Source organism: Nonomuraea sp. NPDC050536 (genome assembly GCF_044457685.1).
In the GTDB taxonomy this organism is placed as follows: domain Bacteria; phylum Actinomycetota; class Actinomycetes; order Streptosporangiales; family Streptosporangiaceae; genus Nonomuraea.
The window spans coordinates 485,960-509,697 of record NZ_JBITHD010000004.1 but is presented as its reverse complement, the minus strand read 5'-3'; the positions used below and the strand labels follow the sequence as shown (position 1 = coordinate 509,697).

The following is a 23,738-nucleotide window of genomic DNA, read 5'->3' as shown; positions in this document are numbered from 1 at the left end:
CTCGCCCAGCGCGTCTGAACGTCTCGCCCAGCGCGTCTGAACGTCTCGCCCAGCGCGTCTGAACGTCTCGCCCAGCGCGTCTGAACGTCTCGCCCAGCGCGTCTGAACGTCTCGCCCCGCTCGTGAACGGCGAGCGGGGCGAGGCGGACTACGCGGTGATGCAGAACGGGTGCCCCTCGGGGTCCAGCAGGACGATCCAGTCGCCGTTGCCCGGCTGGAACTCCGGCCGCGTGGCCCCCAGCGCGACCAGTTCCTTCGCGGCGGACGCGAGATCGCCCACCTTCAGGTCCAGATGCACGTGCTTACCGGCGTTCGGCCACCCGGGACCCTGATACTCGTCGACGCGCTGGAAGGCCAGCCCGACGGGCCCGCCCTCCACGCTCGCCCAGTCGTCCCCGCTGTCGGACACCTGCCAGCCGGTCGCCTTGCTGTAGAACTGGGCCAGCGCCGCCGGATCGGCCGCATCGAAAATCACCGTGGAGATGGATGTAACAGTCATGCCCCCACCCTCTCCACCCACCCGCCCCCCGTCTTGAACATCCTTGCACCCCCGGCCCGACCCCCGTGGATTGTCAGACCTCAGGCGTACCGTTTCGCACATGCGTTCAGCCGTCCTCCTCGCCGCCGGAGCCGGGTTCACCATCGACGCCGTGACCTGCGTCGACGACCACCGCTCGTGGTCGGCCACCGAGGTGAGCTCCGCCTACCGCATGGTCCTGGTGCGCCGAGGCCGCTTCCGCCGCATGACCGACGGCCTCCCCGCCGACCTCGACCCCACGATCGCCTACCTCGGCATCCCCGGCGAGGAAGAACGCTTCGCCCACCCCACCGGCGGCGACCTCTGCACCTCCATAGCCGTAACCCCCACCCTCTGGCACACCCTCCTCACCCCACCCCCCACCACCCCCGCACGCCCCTCCACCACCCCCGCACGCCCAACGCGCCCCTCCACCACCCACCCGCCCGCCCATACGAGCACCCAACCCGACGCCGAACCCCCGCAAGATCCCACCGTCCCCCTACGCGACTCCACCAGCGCCCCGCCCGCCCATACGAGCACCCAACCCGACGCCAAGCCCCGGCAAGGCCCCGCCGTCCCCCTACGCGACTCCACCAGCGCCCCGCCCTTGCCCACCAGCCCTGGTCACGTCACTGCTGACACCCGAGCCGCCCTCACCGACACCCGGGCCGCCGTCATTGACACCCGGCCCGCCCTTGCGGACGCTTCGCCAGCCGCCGAGTTCGGGCGCGGCCTCGCCAGCCCGCGCCCCAGGTCTGTGCGCTCCCCGTCCGAGCGCGCGAGCGCCTCGCCCCTCCCCACCGCCTCTGGGCACTCTCCCGCCGACTCCCCGGCCACTCCCGCGAGCGCCCCACCTGACGCTGATTCCCAGGTGCTCGTCAGCCCACCATCCGCCCCCGCCACCACCTCGCCCGCTCCTGCGAACGCCTCACCTGACGCCGATTCCCACGCTCTCCCCAGCCCACCACCTGCCCCCGCCACCAGTTCGCCCGCTCCCGCAAGTGCCCCGTGTGACTCCTCGGCCGTGGTGCGCGATCACGTCGTCGTGTCTGTCGACTCTCCGGGTGCGGGGCGCGAGTCCGGCGGTGGCGAGCGTTCGGCCTCGAGCGATGCCACGCGGCCGCCGAGGGAGCGGGGACCAGTGGGCGGTCGGAGGCATGGGACGGGGGCGGTTCCGTCGACGTTCTACGTGGATGCGCGGGTCGATCTGGCGCATCGGAGGGTGCTGGTGGCCGGCCGTACAGGCGATGTCGCGTATGCCCTCACCGAGTCGTTGCTCACCTTGATGACCGCCGCGCTGGCGATGCGGCCGGAATCCTCGTCCCGGTCCGCCAAACCCATCGTGGACGCCGCCAGGGAAGCCATCGCGTCAGGAGACCCGGCCGCCGAGGGGCTGCTGCCGCTGGCGGAATGCCTGGACGTCTCGCCGTACCAGCTGAGCCGCGCCTTCACCCGGGAGCTCGGCGTCTCCCTGACCCACTACCGCAACCGCGTGAGGGTCGGCGCCGCACTCGACCGCTTGGAAGCGGGCGAGCCCAGCCTCGCCGTACTCGCCGCCGACCTGGGCTTCGCCGATCAGGCCCACCTGACCCGCACGATCCGCCAGCACGTCGGCCACACCCCCACCACCCTGCGCCGCCTGCTGACCCCGGAAGGCGCCCCCGATGCCCCCTGACCACAGCCACCCCCCAACCCCCGCCCACCAATACCCGATGCTGGTTGATGAGTCGATTGTCATCGCTGTGCCGGTGCGCGCCGTGTGGCATGCGCTGGCGGATCCGGGGGCGCGGGCCGAGTGGTGGGACTACATCGACTTCGACCTGGTCCCCGGCGGCAAGCTCGAGGAACGGTGGAGCGACGAGCACGGCGAGCCGATGGTGACGCTCGGCCAGGTGGTGGAGGTGGACGACGGACGCCTGCTCCGCTTCACCTGGGCCGACGAGGGGCAGCCCGCCCCGACCGAGGTACGCATCTCGCTCCACCCGCAGGGCGGCGCCACCATGGTCCGCATCCAGGAATCCGGCTGGAACCTCCTGCCCGACGGGCCCGCCCTCGCATCCGACCACCGCGCCGGCTGGCGCGTTCACCTCACCAACCTCCGCCGCCACCTCGAACGCACCTGAGCTCCCCACACGTGGCGCTCGTGCGGCGCATTCCCGGTTCGCGCAGGCGGCTGCTTCCGCTGACACCTGCAGGCGCCCACGGGTGTTAGCGCAGGGGGTTTTGGGGGGAGCGGCTGGGCGTTTGGGCTCTGGGCGGGGGGTGGGAGGGGCTTTGCGATTTGTGGGGCTTGTTGGGCGTGTTATCTGGCAATGGGCACCCTGGAGGAGGAGAGATGACCGATATGTCGCCATTTGGGTCTTTCTTTGGGCGAGACCCGTTCCGAGGATTTGAAGAGCTCACCGGCCGTGTGTTCGGCGATATGGACGCGTGGCCGCCGACACGCCCAAGCGTGCAACGGGTCGACGTGGGCAAGTTGCTCAGCGCCTCCGCCAAGGAGGTCCTGGCCAAAGCCATGGAGACAGCGGCCCAACGCGGTGCCCCCGACCTGGACGCGCTCGACGTGCTGGACGCGCTGACCGAGAACGACCAGACGCAGGCCATCATGCAGGCCGCGGGCGTGGAGCTGGGCAGGCTGCGTGACCGGATTGACCAGAGCGCCGGTGAGGGAAGTGCCACCGAGCCGCCCACGACGCTCAGCCCGGCCGCCAAGCGGGCCATCCTGGACGCCCAGCGCATCTCGAGAGCGCTGGGTTCGTCGTATATCGGGCCCGAGCACCTGCTGCTGGCGCTGGCCGCGAACTCCGGCTCCACCGCCGCCCGGCTCCTGGAGGACCAGGGTGTCACGGCCAACGAGCTGCAGGAGGCGATGCTGCTCGTCCGCAGGCGCCAGTCGGGCATGGCCGCGCAGGAGCAGGGCCAGACCCGGGGCGACACGCCCACGCTGGACCAGTACGGGAGGGACATCACCGAGCAGGCCCGCGAGGGCAAGATCGACCCGGTCGTCGGCCGGGAGGACGAGATCGAGCAGGCCATCGAGGTGCTGTCGCGGCGCACCAAGAACAACCCGGTGCTCATCGGCGAGCCCGGCGTCGGCAAGACCGCGATCGTCGAGGGCATCGCGCAGCGCATCGTCAACGGCGAGGTGCCCGACACGCTGAAGGACCGCCGGGTGGTCGCCCTCGACCTGACCGGCATGGTGGCCGGGTCGAAGTACCGCGGCGAGTTCGAGGAGCGCATCAAGAAGGTCATCGACGAGGTGGTCGCGCACGCGGACGAGACCATCGTCTTCATCGACGAGGTGCACACGCTGGTCGGCGCGGGCTCGGCCGAGGGCGGCATGGACGCCGCCAACATACTGAAGCCGGCGCTGGCACGCGGTGAGCTGCACGTGATCGCGGCCACCACGATCGACGAGTACCGCAAGAACATCGAGAAGGACGCCGCGCTCGAGCGCCGCCTCCAGCCGATCCTGGTCGCCGAGCCCACGGTCGAGCAGACCATCGAGATCCTGGGCGGGCTGCGCGACGCCTACGAGGCGCACCACCAGGTCCGCATCACCGACGAGGCGCTGGACGCGGCCGCCAACCTGTCGGCCCGCTACATCAGCGACCGCTTCCTGCCCGACAAGGCCATCGACCTGATGGACCAAGCCTCGGCCAGAGTACGGCTGCGCTCGCGCACTCCGGGCGCCGACGTGCGGGAGCTGGAGGAGCGCCTGGAGTCGTTGCGCCGCGAAAAGGACCAGGCGGTCTCCAACGACGACTTCGACCACGCCAAGGAGATCACCGCCGACATCGACAAGCTCAGGCCCGAGCTCGAGGCGGCCCGCCGCGGCCACGACGAGGTGCCGATGGTCATGGTCGAGGACATCGCCCAGGTCGTCTCGCGCCGCACCGGCATCCCGGTCACGCAGCTCACCGAGCAGGAGCGCGACCGCCTCATGCGGCTGGAGCAGCACCTGCACAAGCGCGTGATCGGCCAGGACGAGGCCGTCACGGCGATCGCGGAGGCGGTACGGCGGGCCAGGGCGGGCCTGGCGGACCCGAACCGGCCGGTGGGCAGCTTCCTGTTCCTCGGCCCGACCGGCGTCGGCAAGACCGAGCTGGCCCGCGCGCTGGCGGCGGCTCTGTTCGGTGGCGAGGATCACATGATCCGCATCGACATGAGCGAGTTCCAGGAGCGGCACACCGTGTCGCGGCTGATCGGTGCTCCGCCCGGATACGTCGGATACGAGGAGGCGGGCCAGCTCACCGAGGCCGTGCGCCGCCGCCCGCACAGCGTGGTCCTGCTCGACGAGATCGAGAAGGCGCACCCCGACGTGATGAACATCCTGCTGCAGATGCTGGACGACGGCCGGCTGACCGACGGCCAGGGCCGCACGGTCGACTTCACCAACACGATCGTCATCATGACCAGCAACATCGGCGCCCAGATGATCCTGGAGTCGGAGGGCGACACGCCGGAGATGCGGGACCGGCTGATGGACCTGCTGCGCCACTCGCTGCGCCCCGAGCTGCTCAACCGGATCGACGAGACGATCATCTTCAAGCGGCTGGAGCGCGAGCAGCTGCGCCAGATCGTCGACCTGCTGCTGGACAAGACGCGCCAGCGGCTGCGCGGGCAGGGCATCTCACTGGAGGTGACAGAGGCCGCCAAGGACTGGCTGGCCGAGCGCGGCCACCAGCCCGAGTTCGGCGCCCGCCCGCTGCGCCGCACGGTCCAGCGGGAGCTCGACAACCGCCTGTCCACCATGGTCCTCACCAATGAGGTGGAGGAGGGCGGCACCGTCGAGGTCGACGTCAGCGACGACCAGCTCGTCCTGCGCGCCCTGGCAAAGGCCGGCGCCGGCGCGTCGGAGTGATCCTCATCCTAAGGGCACCAGCGAGGCGGCCTGGTCGCGGCACTGCTCGAGGGTGTGCTCGGCCAGCGCCTCGCGCACCGCGGGCACCATGACGGCCGCCATCGACAGGCTGGTCACGCCGAGCCCCGCCAGCACCGGCGCCAGCCGCGGATCGGCGGCCGCCTCGCCGCACACGCCCACCGGCTTGCCCGCTGTCAGGCCTGCCCGCGCGCACTCGCCGATCAGGCGCAGCAGCGCGGGCTGCCACGGGTCGAGCAGGTCGGCCAGGTCGGGATGCTGGCGGTCGGTGGCGAAGGTGTACTGCGCGAGGTCGTTGGTGCCGATGCTGAGGAAGCCGACCTCGCGCAGGATCTCGCCTGCCTGCAGCGCCGCCGCCGGCACCTCGATCATGACGCCGACGTGTTCGAGGCCGTGCGCTCTCGCCCGCGTGGCGAACGCCGCCGCCTCGGCCCGGGTGGTGATCATGGGGGCCATCACCCGCGGCTCGGCTCCGGTCGCGCGGGCGGCCTCGGCGATCGCCTCCAGCTGGGTGTCCAGTACGGCGGGCCGTACGCGATCGACGCGGAAGCCGCGCACGCCGAGCGCGGGGTTGTCCTCGGCGGGCAGGCCGAGGAAGGGCAGCGGCTTGTCGGTGCCGGCGTCGAGCGTGCGGATCACCGCGTCGGGCACCTCGGCCAGCACGGCGGCGTAGGCGGCGACCTGCTCGTCGTATGAGGGCGGGTCGGCGCGGTCGAGGAAGAGGAACTCGGTGCGGAACAGGCCCACGCCTTCGGCGCCGGGCCGCAGGTCGGTGGCGGAGCCGATGTTGAGCAGCAGCCGCACCGGATGCCCGTCGGCCGTCCTGCCGGGACCGTGGCTCGCCGCCAGCCGGGCCCGCTCGGCACCGGCACGATCGAGCACCCGAGAAACCTCCGAAGCCGTGATGCCGGTGACGACCTCGCCGGTGGCGCCGTCGACCGAGACGAGCGTGCCGTCCGGCAGCGACGCCGCGCCCGGGCAGGCCACGACGGCGGGCAGGCCGCGCCCGCGGGCCAGGATCGCGGTGTGGCTGGTCGGCCCGCCGCGTTCGGTGACCAGCGCCACCACGTCCGCGGTGAGCGCGGCCGTGTCGGCGGGGGAGAGGTCGCGGGCCACCAGCACATGCGGGTGCCCGGGCTCGGGCAGGCCGGGCATGGGCAGGCCGAGCACGGCGGCGATGGCGCGGTGCTTGAGGTCGTCGAGGTCGGCGGCCCGCTCGGCCAGGTAGCCGCCGAGCGCGGCCAGGGTCTCCCTGTGCTCGCCGAAGGCGGCCTCCAGCGCGTGCGGGGCGTCGAGGCCCTGCGCGGTGCGCTGCTCGGCGCCTTCGAGCAGCATCGGGTCGTCGGCGATCATCGCCAGCGCCTCGAGGATCTCCCCGGCCGGGCCGCCCGCCCTGGCGGCCCGGCGGTTCAGCTCGGCGGCCACCGCCTGCAGGGCCTTGGCCACGGCGGCCGCCTCGGCGGCGGGTTCGGTCACCTGGCGCGGCGCGGGCAGCCGCGGCGGATCCGCCATCCGGTAGGCGGGGCCCGCCGCCAGCCCGGGGCTCACGCCGAGACCGGTGAGCCGGTCACCCATCGACCGCGTCCAGGTCGCGGGCCAGCAGCTCGGCCAGCTCGGCGACCGCCTCGTCACCGCCGGGCGCATCCGATTCCAGCGTCACCTCGGTGCCGCGCACAGCGCCGAGCGAGAGCACGCCCAGCATGCTGCCGGCGGGCACCGCCTTCTCGCCGAGCCGGATCCGCACCGGCACGCCCAGCCGGATCGCCGCCTGCACGAACAGCTTGGCGGGACGCGCGTGCAGCCCGCTGGCCGAGGCGATCACCACCGTACGGGTAGCCATTGCACCCTCCTCAGGGTTCGATCGTGACCTTGATCGCCGCGCCCCTGCTGACCAGGTCGATCGCGTCCAGCACGCCGTCCAGCGGCAGCCGGTGCGTGATCAGGTCGGCCACCGGGACCGCGCCCGAGGCGATCAGCGCGAGCGCCTCGGCGTTGTGTGCGGGACTGGAACCGTTCGCGCCCACGATCGTCAGTTCCCGGTAGTGCACCAGGTTCGAGTCGCAGCTGATGATCGGGTCGTCCTTGGGCAGCCCGCCGAAGAAGCTGATCCGGCCCTGCCTGGCCGCCATCCGCAGCGCCTGTTCCTGTGCCGCCCCGGAGGCCGCCGCCGTGATCACCACGTCGGCGCCCCTGCCGCCGGTCAGCTCGAGCACCGCCTCCACCGGGTCGGCGTCGATCACGGCGTCGGGCTCGACGAGCTTGGCGGCCATCGCCAGCCGGTCGGCGTTGACGTCCACGAGCGCCACCCGGGCCGCGCCCCTGGCCCGCGCCAGCCGTACGTGCAGGCAGCCGATCGGGCCGGCGCCCATCACCACCACGTCGTCGCCGGGGCCGACGCGCGCCAGCTGCTGGCCGTTGAGCACGCAGGCCAGCGGCTCGGCCACGGACGCCTCGGCGAAGCCGACGCCGTCGGGGATGCGGTTGACGCCGCCGACGGCCTGCACCTTGGCCGGGACGACCATGTACTCGGCGAAACCGCCGTCGTAGTGGTAGCCCATCGACTCCTGGTTCGGGCAGACCGTCATGCGGCCGCGGACGCAGTCCTGGCAGGCGCCGCACGGGATCGCCGCGATCACCTGGACACGCTCGCCGGTCCCGACGACCTCGCCGGCGATCTCGTGTCCCATCACCCTCGGCGGGCGGATGTGGTGGTGACCGTACTTGAAGATCTTGGCGTCGGTGCCGCAGGTGGAGCAGTTGCGCACCCTGATCTTCAGCTCGCCGGGGCCGGCCTGCGGCTCGGGGGCGTCCTCGACGCGGATGTCGCCGGGGGCGTGGAATCGCGCGACCTTCACCGCAGCTCCTTCAGCACGGACTCGACGTCGGACGCCTCGCGCAGCGCGCGGGCGCGGTCCGGGTCGAGCAGGATCTCGGCCAGCTCCGACAGCAGCTTGACGTGCCCGTCGCCGCCGGCGGCGATGCCGACGCACACGGTCACCCGCTCGCCGTCCCAGTCGACCCCGGCGGGGAAGCGCACGAAGCAGATCGCGTCGCGCAGCACCCCGTCCTTGTAGCCGTGCGGGATCGCGAAGCCCTCGCCGACGTAGGTGGAGATCGACCGCTCGCGTTGCAGCATGGCCTCGATGTACGGCTCGGCCACCGCGCCCATGCCGACCAGGACGCGCCCGCACTGCCGGATCGCGTCGTCGCGGTCCGAGGCCGTGGCGTTCATGCGCACGGCGCGCCCGTCGAGAACCTCATGCACCGACCGTGCCGCCCTTCTTGATGGTGGAGACCAGGTTGGTGACCACCGGGTCGCCCAGGAAGATCTGGAACGACAGCAGCACCTTGCCGGGCGCGCTGACGCGGGCCCTGGCTGCCAGGCCGACGTGGCACAGCACCACGTCGGCGTCGGCCGGGATGTCGTTGACCGGGGTGTGCTCGACCTCGACGCCGCTGCCCTTGAGCTGCTTGCGCAGCGTGCTCGCCAGCATGACGCTGCTGCCCATGCCCGCGTCGCAGGCGACGATGATCTTGCGGATGTCCTTGCTGTCGATGGTGGTCACTTGATCAGGCTCCTTGCGTTCTTGTGGCGCTCTCGTCGGCGGTTTCGACCACGGCGGGCGCCTCGGGCTGGTCCTGGGTCTCCTCCGGTTTCTCGCCGCGTCCGAAGCCGAGCAGGACCGCCGCGGCCAGGAACGAGACGCCGGCCGCGATCAGGATCCCGAGGATCACGCCGAACCAGCCGCCCTTCGGGGTGACGGCCAGGTAGGCGAAGATGCTGCCGGGTGACGGCGTGGCGACCAGGCCGGCCCCGGTGATCAGGAAGGTGAACACGCCCGCCGCGCCGCCCAGGATGGTGGCCAGGATCAGGCGGGGCTTCATCAGCACGTACGGGAAGTAGATCTCGTGGATGCCGCCGAAGAAGTGGATGATGATCGCCGCGGGCGTGCTGGGACGCAGCTGGCGCGGGCCGAAGAACAGGTAGGCCAGCAGCAGCCCGAGGCCGGGACCCGGGTTCGACTCCAGCATGAACAGGATCGACTTGCCCGCCTCCTTGGCCTGCACCACGCCCAGCGGGCCGAGCACGCCGTGGTTGACGGCGTTGTTGAGGAACAGCACCTTGGCGGGCTCGATGAGGACACTGGCGATCGGCAGCAGGTCACGGGTGATCAGCCACTCGACCGCGTCGCCCGCCGTCGTGGTCACAACCCGGACGATCGGGCCGATGCCCCAGGCGCCCAGCAGCGCCATGGCGCCGCCCACGATGCCGGCGGTGAAGTTGTCGACCAGCATCTCGAAGCCGGCCTTGGTCCGCTCCTCCGTGAACTTGTCAACATATTTCAGGACGAAGGCCGCGAGAGGACCGATGATCATCGCACCGAGGAACATCGGGATGTCCGCGCCCACGACCACGCCTATCGTGGCCACGGCCCCGACGACCGCCCCGCGCTGGCCGTGGACCATCCGGCCGCCGGTGTAGCCGATGAGGATGGGCAGCAGCGTCGTGATGATCGGGCCGACGAGCTTGGCGAACATCTCGTTCGGCACCCAGCCCGTGGGGATGAACAGGGCGGTGATCAGGCCCCACGCGATGAACGCGCCGATGTTCGGCATGATCATCCCGGCCAGATGACCACCCAGGCGCTGGATGGAGGCCTTGATTCCGGTCCCGACAACCGGAGGTGTGTAGGTGTCGGCCATGGGACGTGCTCCTTCGGGGGGATGAGCGATGACAGGTCGGCGACCGTTACCGGGGCCGCGCCTCGCCGGGCGACTTGGGGGTGGGGGAGGTGAGGGGGCGGGCGGGGTCGGGCGGGCCTACGTGGACCCGGGTCCGGTCGATGTCGGCGGGGGCGGGCACCCGGCTGCCGGGCAGCGCGACCGCGGCGGAACCCCAGGCGAGGGCCTCGGCCAGGGCTCGGGGCCCGCGGGCGCCGCCGGCGAGGAAGCCGGCGAGCATGGCGTCTCCCGCTCCCACCGAACTGCGGGGCTCGTCGACCGGAGCCTGGCCGTACCAAAGGCCCTCACCGGAGACCAGCACGGCACCGTCGGAGCCGAGGCTGGCCAGCACGGCCCGCGCCCCCGCGGCACGCAGCTTCTCTGCGGCCTGGACCACGTCGCCGACGCACCGCGGCGCCATGCCCGTCACGGCGGCGAGCTCGTCCAGGTTCGGCTTGACCAGCGCGGGACCGGCCGCCACCGCGCAGGCCAGGGCGGGTCCGCTGGTGTCGACGGCCACGTTGATGCCCGCCTCGGCGAACCTCCTGCACAGCCTGGCGTACACGTCGGCCGGCACCTCGGGCGGCAGGCTCCCCGAGGCCACCACCCAGTCCGCGGCGGCCGGCTCCCCGGGCCCGTCGCCCGGCGGGGTGATCGACGGGCGGGCGGCGGTGAGGACGGCCTCGGCGATGGTGTCGAGTTCCTGCGGCGACAGGGCCGTGCCGGGTTCGTTGATCTTGGTGATGGTGCCGTCCGGCTCCGCGAGCGTGACGTTCGAGCGGGTACGGCCCGCGACCGGCACCGTGACCATGTCCAGGCCCGCCAGTTCGAGCAGGTGGACGAGCTGCCGGCCTTCGTCCCCGCCATAGGGGATCACCGCGCGTCCCGCGATCCCGTTGGCCAGCAGGGCGCGCGCGACGTTCACCCCCTTGCCGCCCGGATCGAGGCGCGCCGCCGCGGCCCGGATGACCGCGCCGCGGTCCAGCAAGGCGATCTCGATCGTGCGGTCGAGGCTGGGATTGAGGGTCAGCGTCAGGATCACGCGCGCACCACCTCGGGTCCCGCCGCCGACAGCTCGGCGGCGATCGACAGGTCCAGCCCCGAGTCGGTGATGACGACGTCGATCTCCTGCAGCGAGGCGAACCCGGCCAGGTAGGTGTTGGTGAACTTGGTGTGGTCGGCCAGCAGCACGCACCGCTGCGCCGCCTTCACCATCGCCCGCTTGATCGCCGCCTCCGCCGGATCCGGGGTGGTGAGGCCGTCGGGGATCGAGCACCCGTTGGTGGCCATGAACGCCACGTCCACGTGCAGGTGCGCGAGCGGCTGCAGGGCCCAGTCGTCGACCGTGGCCAGCGTGCGCCCGCGCACCCGGCCGCCCAGCATGATCACGTGCAGGTTCGGCCGTGCGGCCAGCACGGTCGCCAGCGGCGGCGAGTTGACCACGACCGTGAGCTCCCTGTCGGGCGGCAGGATCTGCACCAGCCGTCCGGTGGTGCTGCCGGCGTCGATGATCACCGAACCGTCCTCCGGCAGCTCGGCCAGCGCGGCCTTGGCGATGCGCTCCTTCTCCGCGGTCATCACCTCGTCGCGGGCGGCCAGCGCGGGCTCGAAACCCAGCCGCTCCACCGGGATCGCGCCGCCGTGCACCCGGCGCAGCACGCCCGCCCGCTCCAGCGCGGTCAGGTCGCGGCGGATCGTCTCGGTCGTCACGTCGAGCTCGTCGGCCAGCGACACCACGTCGACCCGTCCGGACGCGCGCGCCCTGCGGAGGATCTCCTGCTGCCGCTCCTCGGCGTACATGATGTTGGTTCACCGCCGTTTCGATGTGGTTTCTGCTTTGTTTATACCCGCTTTCGTTGGACCGTCAAGAGCGACATTTCAGGATCTGGTAGTTATGGCGGATGCGAATCAAGCCGTGGGCCGCCGTGGCGGCAGCCGTACCCCTTGCAGCCGGATGCCTCGTCGGCCCCGCGCCGGCCTCAGCCGGCAGCAGCGCTACGGCCGCCGCCCCGAAGGTGCCGTTCGGCACGACGGCGGGATGGGTGGTCTTCGACCGCAAGGCCGGCAAGATCGTGGCGACCAGGAACGCGCACAGGAAGTTCCGCTCGGCCTCGGTCGTGAAGATCATGATCGCGATCGACTACCTGGAGAGCCACGGCAGCGTGCCCGCGGCGGACGCCGCGCTGCTGAAGGTGATGCTGCGTTCCAGCGACGACGACGCGGCCAGCACGTTCTGGGACAGGGACGGCAAGGGCGCCATCATCCGGCGCGTCGCGCGCAAGCTCGGGCTCTCCGACACGACCCCGCCGCCGGCCAGCAGGCCGGGCTTCTGGGGCTACACGTCACTGAGCGCGTACGACGTGGTCAGGACCTATCGCTACCTGCTCGACACCGCCGACGCCCGGGTCCGCGACACGATCCTGGGGCACCTGCGCGCGTCCACGCCGTGCGGCACCGACGGCTTCGACCAGACCTTCGGCATCCCGAGCACGGTGCCCAGGCCGTGGGCGGTCAAGCAGGGCTGGTCGGGCTTCGGCGACGTGCCCGCGGTCAAGTGCGTCAAGAAGAGCGGGAACTCGGGCGGCGCGCTGCCCGGCGTGCCCGACTACGGGCGGCCCGTCCTGCACAGCACGGGGCTGCTCGGCAAGGACGACCGGCTGATCATGGCCGTGCTCACGGCCCACCCGGCGGGCGCCTCGTGGAGCTCGTCGGTCGACCGGATCACCAGGCTGACCCGGGACCTCTACCGCAGCGTCACGTAGGCGTTGTAGACCTTCTTCGGCACGCACATGCGCCAGGCCTCGATGACGAGCTCGCGCATCTCGGCCTCGTCGATGGCCGCCATCCGGACGTGCACCCACTGGTAGCGCATGTCGGACTCGCTGGGCAGCATGAACTTCTCCGGCTCGGCGGCCACCAGCGCGGCCCGCTCCTCCTTGGGGAAGCCGAACCCCATGACGGTCTCGTCGCGGGAGAAGGCCACGTACACGATGCTGCCCACGCGGAACTTGATCCGGTCCCTGATCAGGTGCTCGGAGGAGCGGGGCAGCGTCGACGCCAGCCGGCGCACGTCCTCAACGGTGACCATCCGGTCAATCTACTTCAGCAGGCGGCGGTTCATCGTGGCCAGCCGTTCCAGGAACGCGGCGAGGAAGGCCAGCTCGTCGTCCGAGTAGTCGCCCATGAGCTCGGCGGACGCCTCGGCGAGCGGCGAGAACAGCCGCGCGGTGGCCTCCTCGTGCCGCCCCGTCGTGATACCACGAACACCCGCCGAGGCGGCGCCCAGGCTTGCGCGAAGGGCTTGGGTGCGGGGGTGGTCGTGCGCGCCGTACGTCTGTGTGGGGTGTGGGGTGGCTAGAGGGGTTGGGGGAGGGAGGTGGTGTGGGCGGCCAGGAGTTGTTTGCGGCGTTTGGTGGGGAGGCGGTCTATGAAGAGGCGGCCTTCCAGGTGGTCTGTCTCGTGTTGGAGGCAGCGGGCCAGGAAGCCTGTGCCGGTGACCGTGATGCGGGCGCCCGTGACGTCGTGGCCGTGGACCGTTGCTTGGTCGGGGCGGGGGAGTGGGGCGTACTGGCCGGGGATCGACAGGCAGCCCTCGTCGCCGGGGTCCAGGTGGCGGTCGCGCAGGCCCGGTAGTTCGATGGTGGGGTTGACGACGACGCCCTTGTGGGAGACGTCGTCGGCGTCGGGGCAGTCGTAGACAAAGACGCGCAGCGGGACGCCGATCTGGTTGGCGGCCAGGCCGACGCCCTGGGCCGCGTACATGCTCGCGAACATGTCGTCCACCAGCGCCGCGAGCTCGTCGTCGAACCGGGTGACCGGCTCGCACGGGGTGCTGAGCACCGGGTCGCCCACGTACACGATCGGCCGTGCCTGTGCCACTTCGACCGCCCTTCCCGAGTATGGTGCGATCAAGTCTATGGTGTTCATGATGTGAGACGAATCTTCTTGTATGTCGAGACAGGCGATAAGGTCACGGTAGTCGACGAGGGAGATGCGATGACCGCCGTGTACACCCATGGCCACCACGAGTCGGTGCTGCGCTCACACCGCTGGCGTACCGCCGAGAACTCGGCCGCCTACCTGTTGCCGCACCTGAAGCCGCACATGATCGTGCTGGACGTGGGCTGCGGGCCGGGCACGATCACCGCCGACCTGGCCGACCGGGTGGGGCACGTGACGGCCTCCGAGGTGACGCCCGAGGCGCTGGAGCTGGCCAAGGCCGCGATCGGGGACCGGCAGAACGTCGAATACGCGGTGGCGGACGTGCACGAACTGCCCTTCCCCGACGACTCGTTCTGCGTCACCCATGCCCACCAGGTGCTGCAGCACGTGGGAGACCCGGTTCAGGCGCTGCGCGAGATGGGCCGGGTGACCAAACCGGGCGGCTACGTGGCGGTCCGTGACAGCGACTACGCGGCTTTCACATGGTGGCCGCAGCTGCCCGAACTGGACGAGTGGCTGGACCTCTACCGCAAGGTCGCCCGGGCCAACGGCGGCGAGCCCGACGCGGGACGGCGGCTGCTGTCGTGGGCGCGCGAGGCCGGGTTCGAGGACGTCACGGCCTCGTCGTCGACGTGGTGCTTCGCGACGCCGGAGGACCGCGCGTGGTGGGGCGGCATGTGGGCGGAGCGCATCCTCCACTCGGCGCTGGGGGAGCAGGCGGTCGCCACGGGTCTGGCCACGCGGGAGGACCTCGAGCGCATCTCGAACGGCTGGCGCCGCTGGGCCGAGGCGGAGGACGGCTGGCTCTCCATCCTCCACGGCGAGCTCATCTGCCGCCTCCCCCACTAGAGCCGGGGCCTGTGTGGTGGTTGCCGGTTGGGCGCCGTGCGTGTTGCGCCGGGCTCCGCCGTACTTTTCCTCGCCGTACCGGCGCATGGTGGTGCGGGGAGGGTGTCCGCACCTGCCTGGCGGCAGTGTGCGTTCAGGGATCGTCAGCGAGCGCGCGTCGGTTGGGGGCCGTGCGCGTAGCGCTGGGTTACGCCGTGCGGCTGCTTGGGCGGGTTAGAGGCCGAGGGTGCGGGCGCGTTGCCATTGGGGGTCGCGGTAGAGGACGGCGTCCGTGCCGTCCAGGAGTTCGTCGGGGGCGGAGATCATGTGGATCTCGCCTGATTCCTGCATGAGGAGGAGGAGGTCGCGGACCCGGGGGCCGACCGGGAGGCGGCCGGCGGGGAGGGCGAGGCCGTCCCTGACGGCGTCGGCGATCTCAGAAAGGTGGAAGGGGCCCTCGTAGGACGCCACCACGCCACGGACCATCGACAGGGTGATCACCTCGACGGCCTCGGCGTGGGCGAGCTGCCAGGTGATCTGCTCGCGCCGCCGCCCCGTCCCCGCGCACGCCGTGCACTCGCGGGTGAACCCGGGCACGGGCTCCTCGACGGCCGAGCCCAGGCACGAGGTGCACCGGTGGTGCTCGGAGGCGTGCAGCTCGGCGTTGACGCGGTCAGGCAGCAGCGAGCCGCAGGTGCAGGCGTAGCCGTCGCCCATGAGCGCGCCGCTGCGCGGGGTGAGCGTGTGGTCAGTCATCCCGACCGACTCTATCGGGACAAACCGTGCAGCCGCCGCAGCGCCTTGCGGGCGGCCGCCGCCACACCGGGGTCCGGGTGGTGGTCGATGAAGACGCGCAGCACCGCCGCGGTGTTGGGATGGTCGCACAGCGCGAGCAGCGAGATCGTGCCCGCCTGCTCGTCCGTGACCGACTCGGTGACCTGCGAGATCTCCCCGCCGAACTCCAGCAGCGCCGCCGCCATGTCGACCAGCACCCAGGCGATCTCCTCCGGCGCCGGCCTCCTGTCGTCCCTGCCGAGCCGGGCCGCGACCACGGCGCCGACGCGCGGTTCGTAGATCAGCTCGCCCAGCTCCCGCGCGCCGTACTCGCCGAACGAGGTCGACAGCAGTTCCACGCCGACGGCCCTGCTCAGCGGGCTGGCCTCGGGGATCGCCCTGGCCAGCTCGGCCGCGGCGGCCTGCTCGTCGCGTCCGGCCAGCCATCCCGCCAGCTCCTCGGCGCGCTCCTGCTCGGGGTAGGAGCGCAGCCCGCGCAGCAGCCCGGCCGCGTCCGCCTTCGCGAGCGTGCCGAGCACCGGGATGTCCTGCCCGCTCAGCTCCGAGATCAGCAGTCGCGCCGTCCACAGGCCCAGGGGGGTCAGCTCGTACGGCCGGCCGTCCCGTACCGCCAGACCCAGCTCCTCGAGCTGATCGGCGTCGTCCAGGACCAGCGGCTCGCGGGCCAGGAACAGGCGCACCAGCCCGAGGAAGGCCGGCCCGTCGGGATCCAGAAGGCGGCGGCACCCCTCACCCCACGCGTCGAGCGAGCCGTCTGGGACCTTCTCGGCGAGCTCGGACTCCGAGGGGAGGCGCACGGGTGGCTGGAGGGGCAGGACGTCATCCACGGTCCCATCCTTGCGGATGCTAAGGTGCGGGACCGTAGGAAAGTCGGAAAAGTCGGAAGAAAGGAGGAGTCACGGTGTCCCCTTGCTTCTACTCTTCGGAGGAACAGTGCTTTTCCGCTCCACGGTCGAGGCAGATCTCGACCGCCTGCTCGGCTGCGTGATCGACGAGCCCGTCAGCTGGTCACACCCCGATCGCCTGCTCACCTTCCTCGAGGACGGCCAGTACCGGCACGACCGGATCTGGATCGCCGAGGACGAGGACGAGGACAAGATCCTGGCCCGCGCCGTCTGGTGGGCCTTCCCCGGCGCGGCCAAGCCGCTCGCCCTGGACTGCCTGTACGTCCACCCCTCCGTCGAGGACCGGGTAGGCCTGGCCGCAGAACTGCTGACCAGGGCGCACGAGGCCTTCGGCGACGCGCCCGACTACCACGTCTTCCTGCGGAACGGCTGGCGTGACGACCCGCGCGCGGTGGCGGCCGTCGGCTGGCGGCGCGAGGCCCTCGCGCGGGCCGGGATGAGGCAGGAGCTTGAACGGCTGCGCTACGACTGGACGGCCGGCAGCCCCGTGCCCGAGCCCCCGGACCGGGTGGTGTTCCGCGCCGAGCCCGACGACGAGGTGTTCGTCGACGCCTTCCGGCGGGTGGCCGTCGGCACCCTCGACCACCACACCCGGGAGGCCCTCGGCCGGATGGAGGCCGAGGCGCAGGCCCGCGACGACGTGGCCGGCTACCGGGAGATGCCGGGCGACCGGTCGTGGTGGCGCCTGGCCTACACGCCCGGCGGCGAACTGATCGGGCTGGCCGTCCCGTCGGCCAACAACGGCGGGCCGGTCGTCGGCTACGTGGGCGTGGTGCCCGAGCAGCGCGGCCACGGCTACATCGACGACCTGCTCGGCGAGATCACCCGCCAGCACGCCGAGCGGGGCGCCCAGCGGGTCGTGGCCGACACCGACACCACGAACGTGCCGATGGCCAGAGCGTTCGAGCGTGCCGGCTACCGCAACTTCGCGGTCCGCCTGGTGGTCTCCAAGGCCTGAGCCGTACGTCCAGGGTCGGATGGTGCGCGGGCCGTCGCAGGCGGCACCCTTGGGTCATGAGCTGGAACATCGACGAGCTGGACCTGGACGCCTACCTCGCCCGCGTCGGCTACGACGGCCCGCGCACCCCGACGCTCGAGACGCTGCGCGCGCTGCACCGCGCGCACGTCACGGCGATCCCGTTCGAGAACCTGGACGTGGTGCTCGGCCGGGGCATCGACCTGGGCATGAACGCCCTGCAGGACAAGATGGTCACGCGCGGGCGCGGCGGCTACTGCCACGAGCACAACCTGCTGTTCGCGGCCGCGCTGGAACGCCTGGGCTTCCGCCTGCGGCGGCACCTGGCCAGGGTCCGGCTGGGCCGTGACTACCTGCCGCGCACGCACGCCACGCTGACGGTCGAGGTGGACGGTGTCCGGTGGGTGGCCGACGTGGGTTTCGGCGGCCAGGGCCTGGTGGAGCCGATCGTCTTCGCCGAGGGGGCGACGGCCCGGCTGGGCGCCTGGCGGTGGCGGCTGGGCAGGGAGGGCGCCGTCTGGGTGCTGCACGAGGGCGACACCGAGCTCTACGCGTTCACGGACGGCGAGCCGGACCTGCCCAGCGACTTCGAGGTGGCCAACTTCTACGTGGCCAACAGCCCGCGCTCACCCTTCATCCGCCACGTGCTGGCCCAGCGCACGACGCTCGACGCCAGGATCCGCATCGAGGACTTCGCTCCGGCCGGCCCGGCCGAGCTCGCCGACATCCTCCGCAACAAACTCGGCATCCCCGTCACGGACGCCGATGCGGCGATACTTCACGAGAAATTGGGATGAAGCCTGGTCCGCACGACCAGGGCGTGCAGGTCGTCCTGGGCCGTGGCGGCGTCCGGCAGCGAAGTGTGCTCCCTGGCCTCTTCCAGAGCGGCTGTCATGCGGGTGACGTCCTGTTCGGCCGAGGCCACGGACGGCGCCGCCCCGTGCTCGGCTTCCCGCTTGGCCGCCACCAGCTCGGGCAGGTACGGCGGGCCGTAGGAGTAGAGCCGCGTGAGATCGGCCACCAGCTCCCCGGTCCGCATGAGATGCGTGCCCGTGGCCAGCACCCGGAAGGTGTACAGCAGCGGCTTGAGCCCGCCCGACTGGGTGTGCAGCCGCCACTGCGTCCGCGCGAACCCCAGGTAGTGGTGCGCGTGATGCCGCGTCACGCACCGCGGCGCCAGCGCCACCAGCTCCTCGTGCACCGGCGACGAGGCCACCACCAGCGGCGACAGCAGCTGCTCCAGCACGTACCCGTTGCGGTTGAGCAGCAGCCGGCAGAACTTGGCCAGGTCGTGCGTGACCAGGTCCACCTCGACGCCGTCGCGCGTCCAGGTCCGCTCCAGCGTCTCGGATCCGGTGCGCAGCCCGACGATCTCCTCCAGCGGCAGCCGGTGCACGCCGCGCAGGTCCACGTCGGAATCCACCGACGGGAACCCGTACAGGTGCGCCCCGCTGACGGTCGCGAACGCCAGCGGGTGCGGCTGCGCCGCCGCCACCTCGCCCAGCCAGCCCGGTAGGTTCACAGGTTCTCCCGCCGCACGTCCATGAGGAACTCCTCGACCGCCTTCCGATCGGGTACGGCGGGCAGCACGCTGGAAGCGGTCGCCGCCTGCGCCGCGAGCCGGGCACGCCACGCCTCCACCTCGGCCCAGGGCACCTCCCCGCGCCGGATCGCCAGCAGCCGATCCCGGTGCCCGCCCACCCGGACCAGCGGGGAACCGTGCTCCAGCAGATGGAGCCCGCTCAGCAGCAGCCGGATCATGTGCATGGCCTGCTTCCATCGCGGCCGCTCCGGATCCAGCCGCTTGCACTGCGCCTGCGCGTATTCGAGGAAGGACTGCCGAGCCCGCTCGGACACGAACGCGTCCCGCAGCCCCAGCAGCCGTTCGCCGCTGGGCGTGGCCAGCTCGACCAGCGGTGACCACAGGCACTCCAGGACCGTCGGGTTGGCCTGGAGCGCCAGCACGCAGAAGCGCTCCACCTCCCACGAGAACTGCTCGGGCAGCGGCCCGTCCCGGTGCGTGGGCGGCTTGTCCAGGCGCCAGAACTCCGGCGTCGGCACCACGAACACGCCCCGCCGGTCTGTGTCGGACTCGGGAGTGTCCAGCCCGTAGGCCCGCGACCCGGTCACCACCTGCAAGATCACGTCGTCACCCCCCATGGACGCCTCCTCCCAGGCAGCACAGAGGCCGCACGGAACCTCCGCACGGCCTCGCGGGATGGAGAGCGGGCGCGCTGAAATCACCCAGGAGCCACCCCCGCCTGATCACCGTACCCGGACACACCCTGAAATGTCCCGCCATTTGCCTGGCTGAGCCCTATAGGGTCTGGGGGCGTCAAGAAAGGGTAAACGGGTGTCAATACGGAACTGGCTGCTGCACGGACTGCAGCCCGCCTCGGGCATGCACGACGGGCATCCAGGCAAGCGTCACGCCTGGTGGCAGGTCATGTGCCTGACCGGCGTCGACTACTTCTCCACGCTGGGCTACCAGCCGGGAATCGCCGCGCTGGCCGCGGGCGCCCTGTCGCCGATCGCCACACTCATGCTGGTGGCGCTGACGCTGTTCGGCGCGCTGCCCACCTACCGCGCCGTCGCCGCGGAGAGTCCCAACGGGATGGGCTCGATCGCGATGCTGGAGCGGCTGCTGCCGCACTGGTGGGGCAAGCTGCTGGTGCTCGTGCTGCTCGGGTTCGTGGCCACCGCGTTCATCTTCACGATCACCCTGTCGGCCTCCGACGCCACGGCGCACATCCTGGAGAACCCGTTCGTGCCCGACGCGCTCGACGGGCAGCAGGTGCCGATCACGCTGCTGCTCATCGCCGCCCTCGGCGCGATCTTCCTGCGCGGCTTCAGCGAGGCGATCGGGCTCGCCATCGCGCTGGTGGCCCTCTACCTGGTGCTCAACGTGGTCGTGGTGGGCATCGCGGTCGGCAAGGTGCTGTCGTCCCCGTCGCTGGTGGCCCACTGGCAGGACGCGCTGGTCACCGCCGGGCACGGCAGCCCGCTGGCGATGATCGCGCTGTCGGCGGTCGCGCTGCCGAAGCTGGCGCTGGGCATGTCCGGCTTCGAGACGGGCGTCGCGGTGATGCCGCAGATCGAGGGCGACCTGCAACGCCGCATCCAGGGCGCCAAGCGGCTGCTGACCACCGCCGCGCTGATCATGAGCGTATTCCTGGTCTTCAGCGGCTTCGCCACCGCCGTGCTCATCCCGCCCGCCGAGTTCCAGCCCGGCGGCAAGGCGGCCGGGCGGGCGCTGGCCTACCTGGCTCACGAGTACCTGGGCGACTGGTTCGGCACCGCCTACGACATCTCCACGATCGCGATCCTCTGGTTCGCCGGCGCCTCGGCGCTGACCGGCCTGCTCAACATCGTGCCCCGCTACCTGCCCAGGTACGGCATGGCCCCCGACTGGGCGCGCGCGGTGCGGCCGCTCGTGCTGGTGTTCACCGCGATCTCGTTCGGCATCACGATCATGTTCGGCGCCAACGTCGAGTCGCAGGGCGGCGCCTACGCCACCGGCGTGCTGGCCCTCATCCTGTCGGCGGCCGTGGCCGTCACGATCTCCGTCGCCCGGCAGGGCCGCCGCCTGCCGGCGGCACTGTTCGGGCTGATCTCGCTGATCCTGGCCTACACGTTCACGGCCAACGTCTTCGAGCGGCCCGACGGCCTGTCGATCGCCGTGTTCTTCGTCGTGGCCATCATCGTCACCTCGCTGATCTCCCGGGCCACCCGCTCGACCGAGCTGCGAGCGACCACGATCGACCTCGACGAGGAGGCCAAGCGCCTGATCGACTCGCTGCCGCCGGGCGAGCTGCGCATCGTCGCCAACGAGCCGGACGCCCGCGACGAGGCCGAGTACCGCGAGAAGGACCGCGAGACCCGCGAGTACCACCACCTGCCCGACTCCGAGGCGATGATCTTCCTGGAGGTCACGCTCGGCGACACGTCCGACTTCGAGTCCGAGATCCACGTGCACGGCGAGGAGCGGCACGGCTACCGCGTCCTGACCGTGCGGAGCGCCGCGATCCCGAACACGATCGCCGCCGTCCTGCTCCACCTGCGTGACACCTCCGGGCGGCGCCCGCACGTCTACTTCCACTGGGCCGAGGGCAACCCGATCGGGGCGCTGCTGCGCTACCTGCTGTTCGGCGGCGGCGACGTGCCGCCGCTGACGCGCGAGGTGCTCCGCCAGGCCGAGCCCGACCTGCAGCGCAGGCCCCAGGTGCACGTGGGCTGAGTTCCTGCTTGAAGTCTCGGCCCTGACCTGGTCTTATCGTTGGATGGGTGGTTTTGAAGCGGTCTACCGGACGAGCATCGACGAACCCGAGCGCTTCTGGGGGGAGGCTGCCCGCGGCATCGACTGGGACCGGCCGCCCTCCGTCGTCTCGGAGGGGAACCGGTGGTTCCCCGACGGGCGGCTGAACACCTGCCACAACGCCCTCGACCGGCACGTCGCCGCGGGCCGCGGCGACCAGGCCGCGCTCGTCTATGACAGCCCCGTCACCGGTGTCGAGCGCACCTACACCTACGCCGAGCTGCTCGAGGAGGTACGGCGGGCCGCCGGGATGCTGCGCGGGCTCGGCGTCCAGGCCGGTGACACCGTGGTCGTGTACATGCCGATGGTGCCCGAGGCCGTCATCGCCATGCTGGCCTGCGCCCGGCTCGGCGCCGTGCACTCGGTGGTGTTCGGCGGCTTCGCCGCCAACGAGCTGGCCGTGCGGATCGACCACGCCAAGCCCAAGGTCGTGGTGTCGGCCTCGTGCGGGATCGAGCCCACCCGGGTCGTGCCCTACAAGCCGCTGCTGGACGCCGCCCTCGCCCAAGCCACCCACCAGCCCGGCCACTGCGTGATCGTGCAGCGGGAGCAGTCTCCCGCTGAGCTGGTCGAGGGCCGTGACGTCGACTGGGCCTCGAACGTGGCGCAGGCCGCCCCGGCCGACTGCGTGAGCGTGGCCGCGACCGACCCGCTGTACATCCTCTACACCTCCGGCACGACCGGCGTGCCCAAGGGCGTCGTGCGCGACAACGGCGGCCACGCCGTCGCGCTGCACTGGAGCATGTCGCACGTCTACGGCGCCGCGCCAGGAGAGGTGTACTGGGCGGCCTCCGACGTGGGCTGGGTCGTCGGCCACTCCTACATCGTCTACGGGCCGCTGCTGGCCGGCTGCACGACGGTCCTGTACGAGGGCAAGCCCGTCGGCACCCCCGATCCCGGCGCGTTCTGGCGGGTCGTGGCCACCCACGGCGTACGCACCCTGTTCACCGCGCCGACCGCGATCAGGGCCATCAAGAAGGAGGACCCCGCGGGCCAGTTCACCGGGAAGTGGGACCTGTCCGGCCTGCGGTACCTGTTCCTGGCGGGGGAGCGGCTCGACCCCGACACCTACCACTGGGCCTCCGACCTGCTCGGCATCCCGGTGATCGACCACTGGTGGCAGACCGAGACCGGCTGGCCCATCGCCGCCAACTGCGTCGGCATCGAACGCCTGCCGATCAAGCCGGGCTCGCCCACCAAGCCCGTGCCCGGCTACGACGTGCGCATCCTGGACCCCGAGGGCAACCAGTGCCCGCCCGGCGTCGAGGGCGCGGTCACGCTGCGCCTGCCGCTGCCGCCCGGCAACCTGCCCACCCTCTACCGCGACGACGAGCGCTTCGCCGAGGCCTACCTGTCGCGCTTCCCCGGCCACTACCTCACCGGCGACGGCGGGTACCTCGACGACGACGGCTACCTGTACGTCATGGGCCGCATCGACGACGTCATCAACGTGGCGGGCCACCGGCTGTCGACCGGCGCGATGGAGGAGGTCATCGCCTCCCACCCGGACGTGGCGGAGTGCGCGGTCATCGGCGTCGCCGACGAGCTGAAAGGGCAGTTGCCCGTGGGGTTCGTGGTGCTGAAGGCGGGCGCGGAGCGCGACCCGGCGGAGGTCGAGCGCGAGCTCACCGGCTTGATCCGCGACAGGATCGGGCCCGTCGCCGCCTTCCGCCGAGCCGTGGTGGTCGGGAAGCTGCCGAAGACGCGTTCGGGCAAGATCCTGCGCGGCACCATGCGCGACATCGCCGCCGGCCGCCCCTACACCACACCCTCCACGATCGAGGATCCCGCCGCACTCGACGAGATCGCCAGGTCGCTCTGACCGAGGAGCGTTTGGCGGGCGGGTTCGACAC

The 23,738-nt window shown here is 71.6% G+C and carries 24 protein-coding genes; 9 read left to right on the top strand and 15 right to left on the bottom strand.

What is annotated here, in order from left to right:
- Positions 1-148: 148 nt before the first annotated feature.
- Positions 149-499 (bottom strand): VOC family protein, encoded by a 351-nt coding sequence (locus ACIBHX_RS15590; protein WP_397067739.1) that lies wholly within the window; start codon positions 497-499, stop codon positions 149-151.
- A gap of 100 nt (positions 500-599) precedes the next feature.
- Between ACIBHX_RS15590 and ACIBHX_RS15585 the strand changes: the two genes are divergently transcribed.
- The 3 genes from ACIBHX_RS15585 (at position 600) to ACIBHX_RS15575 (ending at position 5,384) form a co-directional block, all read left to right on the top strand.
- The gene (locus tag ACIBHX_RS15585) at positions 600-2,195 is read left to right on the top strand and encodes a helix-turn-helix domain-containing protein (RefSeq protein WP_397067738.1); all 1,596 of its coding nucleotides are present in this window, start codon (positions 600-602) and stop codon (positions 2,193-2,195) included.
- Between the two features lie 37 nt (positions 2,196-2,232).
- On the top strand, positions 2,233-2,643 hold the full coding sequence (locus tag ACIBHX_RS15580) for an SRPBCC domain-containing protein (protein ID WP_397067737.1): 411 nt from the start codon (positions 2,233-2,235) through the stop codon (positions 2,641-2,643).
- Positions 2,644-2,855: 212 nt separating this feature from the next.
- The gene (locus ACIBHX_RS15575; protein WP_397067736.1) at positions 2,856-5,384 is read left to right on the top strand and encodes an ATP-dependent Clp protease ATP-binding subunit; all 2,529 of its coding nucleotides are present in this window, start codon (positions 2,856-2,858) and stop codon (positions 5,382-5,384) included.
- A gap of 3 nt (positions 5,385-5,387) precedes the next feature.
- Here ACIBHX_RS15575 and ptsP read toward each other — a convergent pair whose 3' ends face one another.
- Genes ptsP through ACIBHX_RS15535 form a run of 8 tightly spaced genes read right to left on the bottom strand, consistent with a single transcriptional unit; the run spans position 5,388 to position 11,924 of the window.
- On the bottom strand, positions 5,388-6,977 hold the full coding sequence (gene ptsP / locus ACIBHX_RS15570) for a phosphoenolpyruvate--protein phosphotransferase (protein WP_397067735.1): 1,590 nt from the start codon (positions 6,975-6,977) through the stop codon (positions 5,388-5,390).
- Positions 6,970-7,242, bottom strand: coding sequence for an HPr family phosphocarrier protein (locus ACIBHX_RS15565; protein WP_397067734.1), 273 nt, complete (start codon positions 7,240-7,242; stop codon positions 6,970-6,972). The genes ptsP and ACIBHX_RS15565 overlap by 8 nt, the downstream gene beginning before the upstream one ends.
- Before the next feature lie 10 nt (positions 7,243-7,252).
- Positions 7,253-8,257, bottom strand: coding sequence for a zinc-dependent dehydrogenase (locus ACIBHX_RS15560; protein WP_397067733.1), 1,005 nt, complete (start codon positions 8,255-8,257; stop codon positions 7,253-7,255).
- Positions 8,254-8,667, bottom strand: coding sequence for a PTS sugar transporter subunit IIA (locus ACIBHX_RS15555; RefSeq protein ID WP_397067732.1), 414 nt, complete (start codon positions 8,665-8,667; stop codon positions 8,254-8,256). Before ACIBHX_RS15555 ends, ACIBHX_RS15560 begins: the two co-directional genes overlap by 4 nt.
- Positions 8,660-8,968, bottom strand: a complete 309-nt coding sequence (locus tag ACIBHX_RS15550; protein WP_397067731.1) for a PTS lactose transporter subunit IIB — start codon at positions 8,966-8,968, stop codon at positions 8,660-8,662. The genes ACIBHX_RS15555 and ACIBHX_RS15550 overlap by 8 nt, the downstream gene beginning before the upstream one ends.
- Before the next feature lie 4 nt (positions 8,969-8,972).
- The gene (gene mtlA, locus ACIBHX_RS15545; RefSeq protein WP_397067730.1) at positions 8,973-10,106 is read right to left on the bottom strand and encodes a mannitol-specific PTS transporter subunit IIC; all 1,134 of its coding nucleotides are present in this window, start codon (positions 10,104-10,106) and stop codon (positions 8,973-8,975) included.
- Positions 10,107-10,152: 46 nt separating this feature from the next.
- On the bottom strand, positions 10,153-11,166 hold the full coding sequence (locus tag ACIBHX_RS15540; RefSeq protein ID WP_397067729.1) for a 1-phosphofructokinase family hexose kinase: 1,014 nt from the start codon (positions 11,164-11,166) through the stop codon (positions 10,153-10,155).
- Positions 11,163-11,924, bottom strand: coding sequence for a DeoR/GlpR family DNA-binding transcription regulator (locus tag ACIBHX_RS15535; protein ID WP_397067728.1), 762 nt, complete (start codon positions 11,922-11,924; stop codon positions 11,163-11,165). The genes ACIBHX_RS15540 and ACIBHX_RS15535 overlap by 4 nt, the downstream gene beginning before the upstream one ends.
- A 101-nt stretch (positions 11,925-12,025) precedes the next feature.
- On the opposite strand from ACIBHX_RS15535, the gene ACIBHX_RS15530 reads away from it, so the two are divergent.
- The gene (locus ACIBHX_RS15530) at positions 12,026-12,886 is read left to right on the top strand and encodes a hypothetical protein (RefSeq protein ID WP_397067727.1); all 861 of its coding nucleotides are present in this window, start codon (positions 12,026-12,028) and stop codon (positions 12,884-12,886) included.
- On the opposite strand, the gene ACIBHX_RS15525 is transcribed toward ACIBHX_RS15530, so the two are convergent.
- Complete coding sequence (locus ACIBHX_RS15525; protein WP_397067726.1) at positions 12,868-13,212, bottom strand: MmcQ/YjbR family DNA-binding protein; 345 nt, start codon at positions 13,210-13,212, stop codon at positions 12,868-12,870. The two genes, ACIBHX_RS15530 and ACIBHX_RS15525, sit on opposite strands and share 19 nt — an antisense overlap.
- Before the next feature lie 266 nt (positions 13,213-13,478).
- On the bottom strand, positions 13,479-14,003 hold the full coding sequence (def, locus tag ACIBHX_RS15520; RefSeq protein ID WP_397067725.1) for a peptide deformylase: 525 nt from the start codon (positions 14,001-14,003) through the stop codon (positions 13,479-13,481).
- Between the two features lie 117 nt (positions 14,004-14,120).
- On the opposite strand from def, the gene ACIBHX_RS15515 reads away from it, so the two are divergent.
- Positions 14,121-14,915: a class I SAM-dependent methyltransferase gene (locus ACIBHX_RS15515; RefSeq protein WP_397067724.1), complete on the top strand. Its 795-nt coding sequence runs from the start codon at positions 14,121-14,123 to the stop codon at positions 14,913-14,915.
- A gap of 213 nt (positions 14,916-15,128) precedes the next feature.
- Here the strand turns inward: ACIBHX_RS15515 and ACIBHX_RS15510 are convergent, their stop codons facing one another.
- A complete protein-coding gene (locus ACIBHX_RS15510) occupies positions 15,129-15,650 on the bottom strand; it encodes a hypothetical protein (RefSeq protein WP_397067723.1) in 522 nt (173 codons plus the stop codon).
- Between the two features lie 11 nt (positions 15,651-15,661).
- Positions 15,662-16,516, bottom strand: a complete 855-nt coding sequence (locus tag ACIBHX_RS15505) for a hypothetical protein (protein WP_397067722.1) — start codon at positions 16,514-16,516, stop codon at positions 15,662-15,664.
- 106 nt (positions 16,517-16,622) lie between these two features.
- On the opposite strand from ACIBHX_RS15505, the gene ACIBHX_RS15500 reads away from it, so the two are divergent.
- Complete coding sequence (locus tag ACIBHX_RS15500; protein WP_397067721.1) at positions 16,623-17,552, top strand: GNAT family N-acetyltransferase; 930 nt, start codon at positions 16,623-16,625, stop codon at positions 17,550-17,552.
- A gap of 56 nt (positions 17,553-17,608) precedes the next feature.
- Positions 17,609-18,367, top strand: coding sequence for an arylamine N-acetyltransferase (locus tag ACIBHX_RS15495; RefSeq protein ID WP_397067720.1), 759 nt, complete (start codon positions 17,609-17,611; stop codon positions 18,365-18,367).
- Here ACIBHX_RS15495 and ACIBHX_RS15490 read toward each other — a convergent pair.
- Both ACIBHX_RS15490 and ACIBHX_RS15485 read right to left on the bottom strand, forming a co-directional pair.
- Positions 18,349-19,092: a DNA polymerase beta superfamily protein gene (locus ACIBHX_RS15490; protein WP_397067719.1), complete on the bottom strand. Its 744-nt coding sequence runs from the start codon at positions 19,090-19,092 to the stop codon at positions 18,349-18,351. The genes ACIBHX_RS15495 and ACIBHX_RS15490 overlap by 19 nt on opposite strands.
- Positions 19,089-19,730 (bottom strand): DNA polymerase beta superfamily protein, encoded by a 642-nt coding sequence (locus tag ACIBHX_RS15485; RefSeq protein ID WP_397067718.1) that lies wholly within the window; start codon positions 19,728-19,730, stop codon positions 19,089-19,091. The genes ACIBHX_RS15490 and ACIBHX_RS15485 overlap by 4 nt, the downstream gene beginning before the upstream one ends.
- A 193-nt stretch (positions 19,731-19,923) precedes the next feature.
- On the opposite strand from ACIBHX_RS15485, the gene ACIBHX_RS15480 reads away from it, so the two are divergent.
- Complete coding sequence (locus ACIBHX_RS15480) at positions 19,924-21,807, top strand: amino acid transporter (protein ID WP_397067717.1); 1,884 nt, start codon at positions 19,924-19,926, stop codon at positions 21,805-21,807.
- A 43-nt stretch (positions 21,808-21,850) separates the two neighbouring features.
- Positions 21,851-23,707, top strand: a complete 1,857-nt coding sequence (locus tag ACIBHX_RS15475) for a propionyl-CoA synthetase (RefSeq protein ID WP_397067716.1) — start codon at positions 21,851-21,853, stop codon at positions 23,705-23,707.
- Positions 23,708-23,738: the final 31 nt, after the last annotated feature.